The 694-nt window shown below is 60.4% G+C and carries 1 protein-coding gene; it reads right to left on the minus strand.

Annotated elements, in window-relative coordinates; translation table 11 throughout:
- Positions 1-694, minus strand: a 694-nt coding sequence (locus tag ONV78_RS31850) for a DUF6531 domain-containing protein (protein WP_279508620.1), incomplete at both ends; no start/stop codon positions are given.

Below are 694 nucleotides of genomic sequence, written 5' to 3' on the forward strand. Positions count from 1 at the left end.
CGCCCGGTCTGCGGCGCGAATCAGGTCCTGCTGCTCGTCATAGTCGTAGGTGGCCAAGGTAACGACGGCGCCGTTGGACTGGATCGACTGGATTTCACACATCAGGCCCTGAGCGTTGTGCAGGATATGCAAACGCGGTCCCCAGTTAGCTTGCAGGATGGTGATGGGACGCGCATAGCCTTCCACGTCCTGCCAGTAAGCAATGTCGATGCGATTGCCCAAGGCGTCCACCAGAGCTTCCAGCCGGTAGGCGCCGTTGCCGCCGACAAAGACTTTGTCCGGTTGTCCCATCTGCTGCAGCGCATAGGTGTTCTCGTCCAATCGGTGCAGGGTCATGCGCTCCGCTGCGTTGCGACTGGACTGTTCGATCAGGGGCCGCGGGAAGTCGATATAACGACCTTCATCGGTGATTAAGGTAATGCGGCCGTTGTCCTCTTCCAGGGTTTGACACAACAGGTGCGTCCAGCCCACGCCCAGGCCGCGCTGATGGTTGTTGGAAGACTTGTAGGTGCGCTTCCACACTAAAGGCATGGGACCGGGCCAGGTGAAATCCACCAGATCCAGCAGTTCCTCGCCGGTGATCATGCTCACAGGGTCGCCGCTGACGCAGGCTTCGTCGTTGGCGGTTTGCGTGTCGCCATTGTCGTTGTGGCCGCTGGCGTCGCTGACGGACGTCTCTTCAGGACTGGGCGCT

The organism is Hahella sp. CR1 (assembly GCF_029813005.1).
In the GTDB taxonomy this organism is placed as follows: domain Bacteria; phylum Pseudomonadota; class Gammaproteobacteria; order Pseudomonadales; family Oleiphilaceae; genus Hahella.